Here is a 6,003-nt window from a genome sequence, read left to right as displayed (position 1 = left end):
CTTTCTTAAGAAGTTAGGTGGGAGATAAACTGCCCGTAAAAGCCCGATTGGTGAGGGCTTATAATCAGTGGGGGATGAAGAAAACCCCCACTGATTAAAGTTTCACTTTATTTTTCGTACATACAATTCAACTAACTTCACTTTAAGAACGCTGCAATATTTGATTTATTTCCTCATACGCCTCAAGAATCACACCTTCAAAAGCAATTAAATCTTCAGGCCCATCAATCATGATTCTTGTAAGGCCCCATTCACTTTTCGTAGCAGCTTCACATATAACGTTTGGATACAATGCTACGATTTCATCTTGTTCTTTATTTGTTAATACGTATCTTTTTCTGCCCTTTAGCTTCATTCTTACAAATGAATACATTGCTTTAACGTCCAAATAATTCCCGACACTGGCAGAACGAATGACTGTTGTATCTTTATTATGCTTTTCCAATATTTCTTTTACAATCTCATATGCTCTTTCTTCTTCCTTTGTTGTATCTTTCTTTTTTTCTTCTCCAATCTTTAGCTCTACACAATTTTGATATACAGCTGCACAAGTGAAGCAGTCATCTAATGCATTATGAGAGGCTACTTCAATTTGTAACAATCGTTTGAGAGTTTCCAATTTATGGTTTGGTACATGTTTTATATATCGTTTTGCTAAACTAAGTGTGTCAATCACGACATTTTTTGGCGTACCAAGTCTTAATCGTTCCATATTACACTTTAAAAACCTCATATCAAAAGAAGCATTATGAGCAATAATAGTGTCTTCTCCAAGAAATGAAACAAACTCTGGTAATATGATATCAATTGTCGGCGCATTTACGACATCAAAATTTCGAATCCCTGTCAACATTGTAATGCGACTTGGAATCATTTTCTCTGGGTTCACATACGAAACAAATTGATCTGTACATATATGATTTCGATATCGAATTGCAGCCATTTGAATAATGCTATCTTGATAAGGATTGAACCCCGTTGTTTCAAAATCAATTACAACATAATCTCCTGTAAAAGTTCCCATAACCTTCTCCTCAGCTTTTTTATTTATATTATAACTTAATATAAGAAACTCAATTATATATTTTTCTCCATCTAAGTCGCTGCTATGTAGAATACAATATGACCGCTACTGACTTACTCCTTTTGTTTTAAACCTTGCATGTGGTAGAAAAAGGCCATGAACGCTTCTATGCACAGCCAGATGCTCTCGCACATCTAAAAAGAAAGGAACTTTTATGTCATTTTTTAACTCCCTTGTATATAGCTTTTAAATAGAAAATAGGAATGGTACACATCCCATTCCTACTCTCATCTTTTACTTTAAATTCGCAACCCTTTTCTCCATTTCCTTCACCGTCATCGGTCCAGTAAATTTATCTTGGATCACACCTTTTGTATCAACAAAATAGGACGTTGGAATCGTAATGACTTTATAAGTAGTTGTTACCTTTATATCTGTATCAAGAAGAATCGGGAAGGTTATCCCTTTCCCCTCTGCAAATTTTCGGACCTTCTCTTTCCCTTCAGATCCCTCTGACGCTGTATAATTCACTGCTAATATTTCGACATCCTTCTGGTATTTACTATAAAACTCCTGCATATCTGGCATTTCTTGCTGACATGGACCACACCATGTTGCCCAAAAATTCACAATCACCTTCTTACCCTTTAAATCAGAAAGCTTTACCTTAGTACCGTCAAGCTTGGACAATTCAAAATCAGGTGCCACTTTTCCAATTTCAATACCATTTTGCGCAATTACTTCTTTCTCATTCTTTGTACTTTGCTCTTGATTATCTGCTACTTCTACTTTCTCTTTCCCAAACTGCTGATAGATTGCATAACCAGCTAAACCTAATAACACAACAACAATTGCTATTTTTCTCCACATTTACATCATTCCTTATATTTTATCTTTGTCCCTCAGGTCCTCAAAAATGAAAGTTTTTCTTTATTTTAGCTTATACGGAGAAAGATGGAAATATTCTCTTTGGGAGAAAAGCATATTCTCTTAAAAATGCAGGAGTTTCCTGTTGGTGAATTGTATAATACTACGACTTACTGATATCCTTCCCAATGAAGTGAGCACTTGCTAAAATAAAAATAACGGCTAACGTCCAACCAATAATTCCCGAATAAGGAAGGATACCTTTCAATGAAAAACTACTCAGCCCTGCGCCGCTGCTCAGTAATAAACAGCTCACACCAATTTTTCTGTTTTTCGACATCCCACTTTCCTCTCTCTCTTATAAAATTTAAATAAATTCCTTCATCCCTTCCAACCAAGTGCTATCATCAACTTACAAACAGGTCCGTTTGGTCGAATCCACTACAAGTCTTTACCAACATTGTTTTCTATCACGGAAACAAGTTCATCTATTTAAGTAAACCCATTAATGAGCCATATATGATAAAACAAGTTTTCCAATCCATATAAAAACAATTAGCCAAATGTATACGATAAGAAATGCCGTTATCCAATTCTTAGGTTTATTTACAAGTGATTCTTCCTCTATTTTTCTTTTACAATCCTCTAATACTTCTTCAGGGATAAGTTTTAACGCCAAGTATACACCTAAAGGAACAAGAATGAGATCGTCAAGATACCCTAAGATTGGAATGAAATCTGGGATTAAATCGATAGGGCTAAAAGCATAAGCAACTACAAGCATCGTAAATAACTTCGCATACCAAGGAACTCTTTTATCTCGATATGCTAAAAATAGTACAAGAAGTTGTTTCTTTACATTCCTAGCCCATTTTTTCATTTTCTGTATTCTTGATAGTCTTTTTTCCGTTTGTGCTCGTTTATTTTGACTCAAAACAAATCCCCTTCATTTTCTTATAATTTTATATTCGACATTAAAGATTACTCTCTTTCTTCCAATCCGTCTGCAAAATGGAATAAACGAAAACATCATTTGATTGATTTCCTTGATACATATAACCTCTCAACAATCCCACAACGAATCGCTCTTTCGTTTATTGAGAAAACACCTAAACAAATTTTTCTATTACAACTATGTTTAATTTAATGTTATTTTATTTCTCTGTACCCTTTGTTGTATTAAACTTTTTGGAATGTATTAACTTTGGACAACAACTCTTCTAAATCCTCAATAACATGTTCATCCGTAAACGGCTGTTCCCAAAATATATCCTTCTTCCATATTGCATGCATCCCTACATTCCTAGCCCCGATTACATCATTATCTGGATGATCGCCTATGTATATACTTTCTTCAGGTTTGACACCTAATCTTTCTAAAGCTCTTAGGAAGATTTCAGCTTGTGGTTTTTTCATCCCCTCTTGCTCGGACACTAATATAGTATCCATATATTTCTCAATCTTAAGAGCACGAATATTCAGTAATTGAAATTCAGTAAACCCATTTGTAATCATACCTAATAAGAGCCCTCTATTTTTCAGCTCTTGTAAAACATTCTCCATATGAGGAAAAGGTGTACAATGATGTTGAAAATTATTTATGTAATCCTCTAATAATTGCTCCCAAGTTAAACTGGAAATAGTATATTCTCTCAGCAATTGCTCATATACTTTGTCTTTCCACACATAACCCTTATGATCTAATTCAATAAACCTAGTTACATATTGTTCTTCAGATATATGCTTAAATTCATCGATATACCTTTTATATTGATTTCTAATAAAAAGTTTTAGAGAATGGTCTCTGTCTAATAGAGTTCCATCTAAATCAAAAATAACGGCTTTAATCATATAGTTTCTCCTTATTTCGAAATTTTGAGATTATTTGAAGTTGTATGTTTTATATTCTCCATTATTTGATGAAAGTTTAAGAATATTACTGTCTTCTGGTAGCCCTTCAAAATAAGCAGCAATACAGCCTGTTGTACATCTATGCCCAGATAATAAAATGTTTAACTCTTTTTTACCATATTTACTTTCAAGTTCATCCATAAAGCCAAAAATTCTTTTCAAGTAACGATTAGGTTCTTCAACACCGTTATAAACACTGGAATCTAGCATAGCTCCAGCCATTTTTACTTCACCTTTTTTTAATCCATCTGCTTCTCCTAAATCAAAAACATCAAGTCTTTCATCAATTATTACTTTTATACCTGTTGCGATCTCCGCTGTTTGAATTGCTCTTTCTTGCGGAGAGCAAAATACGTAGTCAAATTTTATATTTTCCAATTTGTCTCTTAAACGTTTCGCTTGCTCTATACCGTATTCATTTAAAGGTAATCCAGCTCTCCCTTGCAGTCTTCCTTCTTTGTTCAAATCTGTTTGTCCGTGTCGAACCACATAAATCACTGCTCCAGCCTCCCCATTCTTGAGAGTTTTCATTTTCTCTGATTGATAGCTTTTCTTATCACTTTTATAGTCTTCTTACTATTTATATAGTAAGTTTTACATTTTCTTTCGGTATCCATCCTTCTTCAAGAGTTAGAACACTTTGACACCAAACCCATCCATTAAGTTCTTTTAAACCCACTAAATATTCCCCTTCATCAACATTCAACTCTTTTGCGGTATAATCTTCCTTAGCAACACCCTCAGACCCTTTCCATTCAATAAGTTGCGCTGGAACCCAACCTGAACTATTTTCATCTACTGTTGTACAAAAATACCAATTATCCCACTTCTCCGGCCCTTTATATTTTTCACCAATAATAAATGACTGCCCCTGAACTAAGCTAATAGGATTCGAATAGTTCGTCCTATGACTTTTTATAACTACATAATTCACTACGAATCCCTTCTTTCTTATCTACACTTTATTAGTAATACTATAAATTCACCTATTTCCTGTAAATTCGACAAAAAGTGTAGTGAATCCTTTTGTATAAAAAGCAAAATGTACGCACTTCGAAAATCATTCTTGCACTTTCACTGACATGCTCCCAATTGTATCCGCTCCATTTGTTAAGGTTACTTTTACATTTCCGGATTCTTTAAACGTGTAAGGAGACATCTCATAAATTTCTTTAATCTTAAACTTTTTATTCACGTCTTGTTTCGTTGTACCTGTAAGCAAAGACATTTGCGGCTCCCAAACTTCCACCTTTCCAGATGGATAAGTGATAACCATTCGAGCATCCGCTAAGCGAATATCTTCCCAAACTGTTATATACATGTGCGTTTCTTTTCCTTTTTTAATCAACTCATCGGAATAATATCCTAACTCACCAATATTTCCAAAGACAGTATATTTCTCATTATTTACCGTAATATCAACAAAGGGAAGTTTATATGTCATTTTCTGATATACTCCGTAAGCAGTACAAAGAACACCAATAGCTGTTAATCCTAAAAGAAACTTTTTCAGTTGTTTCCCTTGAAAACTTACCATCATAGTGGAGTTTGGAGTGATTTTTTCTGCTAATAAAAAGACGAGAACTACAATTAAAAGTCCACCCCCGATTAAAATATACATACGCTTCCCTCCTTTGATATAAAAAAGATGAACTGAAATCCCTTCGCCACTTAGATAAGTTATTTCAGTTCATCTTTTTTATAAACAATACGACTTTCTTACAAACGTTGTAACTTTATTTTAATGCCACACAAAGAAGGGTGTGTATGCACATAGCCTTTTTATTATATATTCCATTTCCTAAAATAGTTAAATCTTTTCAAAATACCACAATTTCATCCCACCGATGTTAGCTAGCTTGCCCTTTTATGGTTGGGAGTGTCAAGCTATCTTCTGTGATGTTAATTCCTCCTTTATTTTTATGATATTCGAATATATTATTTAATACTATCCCGTTTTTTGTTCTGTTTCAGAGAAAAAGGACATTACATATTAGTCATATAAAATATGTAATGTCCTTTTTGTTTATTTATCTTTTTTTAATTTAGGCCTTGATAAACATGTATATCCGCATTTTGACGTCAGGACCCCTTTAGGTATTAATGTTTTAAAAATAGGAACTATGCATTCAATTGATTAGTACCCTTGTCGCATACATTGTTAATTTGTTGTTGTAATTTTTTGAGGAATAATAAAATTT

At 33.6% G+C, this 6,003-nt stretch carries 8 protein-coding genes; all 8 read right to left on the bottom strand.

All coding sequences use genetic code 11. From position 1 onward, the window contains the following. Positions 1-142 precede the first annotated feature (142 nt). A complete protein-coding gene (locus tag MR076_RS25680) occupies positions 143-1,024 on the bottom strand; it encodes a 3'-5' exonuclease (protein WP_242225395.1) in 882 nt (293 codons plus the stop codon). Between the two features lie 294 nt (positions 1,025-1,318). Continuing rightward, positions 1,319-1,894 (bottom strand): peroxiredoxin family protein, encoded by a 576-nt coding sequence (locus tag MR076_RS25675; RefSeq protein ID WP_242225394.1) that lies wholly within the window; start codon positions 1,892-1,894, stop codon positions 1,319-1,321. Between the two features lie 160 nt (positions 1,895-2,054). Continuing rightward, positions 2,055-2,231: a hypothetical protein gene (locus MR076_RS25670; protein WP_242225393.1), complete on the bottom strand. Its 177-nt coding sequence runs from the start codon at positions 2,229-2,231 to the stop codon at positions 2,055-2,057. A 165-nt stretch (positions 2,232-2,396) separates the two neighbouring features. Beyond that, positions 2,397-2,825 (bottom strand): YkvA family protein, encoded by a 429-nt coding sequence (locus tag MR076_RS25665; protein WP_242225392.1) that lies wholly within the window; start codon positions 2,823-2,825, stop codon positions 2,397-2,399. Between the two features lie 245 nt (positions 2,826-3,070). Then, on the bottom strand, positions 3,071-3,742 hold the full coding sequence (locus MR076_RS25660) for an HAD family hydrolase (protein ID WP_242225391.1): 672 nt from the start codon (positions 3,740-3,742) through the stop codon (positions 3,071-3,073). A 30-nt stretch (positions 3,743-3,772) separates the two neighbouring features. Beyond that, a complete protein-coding gene (locus MR076_RS25655; RefSeq protein ID WP_242225390.1) occupies positions 3,773-4,300 on the bottom strand; it encodes a histidine phosphatase family protein in 528 nt (175 codons plus the stop codon). Between the two features lie 82 nt (positions 4,301-4,382). Beyond that, the gene (locus MR076_RS25650; RefSeq protein WP_242225389.1) at positions 4,383-4,736 is read right to left on the bottom strand and encodes an SH3 domain-containing protein; all 354 of its coding nucleotides are present in this window, start codon (positions 4,734-4,736) and stop codon (positions 4,383-4,385) included. A gap of 126 nt (positions 4,737-4,862) precedes the next feature. Further along, the gene (locus MR076_RS25645) at positions 4,863-5,423 is read right to left on the bottom strand and encodes a hypothetical protein (RefSeq protein ID WP_242225388.1); all 561 of its coding nucleotides are present in this window, start codon (positions 5,421-5,423) and stop codon (positions 4,863-4,865) included. Positions 5,424-6,003 lie beyond the last annotated feature (580 nt).

The organism is Bacillus cereus group sp. BfR-BA-01380 (genome assembly GCF_022663535.1).
Classification (GTDB): domain Bacteria; phylum Bacillota; class Bacilli; order Bacillales; family Bacillaceae_G; genus Bacillus_A; species Bacillus_A cereus_BB.
The sequence above is the reverse complement of the archived record's forward strand: the minus strand, read 5'-3'. Positions and strand labels throughout refer to the sequence as shown.

Coding starts and splice junctions, on each gene's coding strand:
- MR076_RS25680 (WP_242225395.1), bottom strand. CDS start 1,024: ATGGGAACTTTTACAGGAGATTATGTTGTAATTGATTTTGAAACAACG.
- MR076_RS25675 (WP_242225394.1), bottom strand. CDS start 1,894: ATGTGGAGAAAAATAGCAATTGTTGTTGTGTTATTAGGTTTAGCTGGT.
- MR076_RS25670 (WP_242225393.1), bottom strand. CDS start 2,231: ATGTCGAAAAACAGAAAAATTGGTGTGAGCTGTTTATTACTGAGCAGC.
- MR076_RS25660 (WP_242225391.1), bottom strand. CDS start 3,742: ATGATTAAAGCCGTTATTTTTGATTTAGATGGAACTCTATTAGACAGA.
- MR076_RS25645 (WP_242225388.1), bottom strand. CDS start 5,423: ATGTATATTTTAATCGGGGGTGGACTTTTAATTGTAGTTCTCGTCTTT.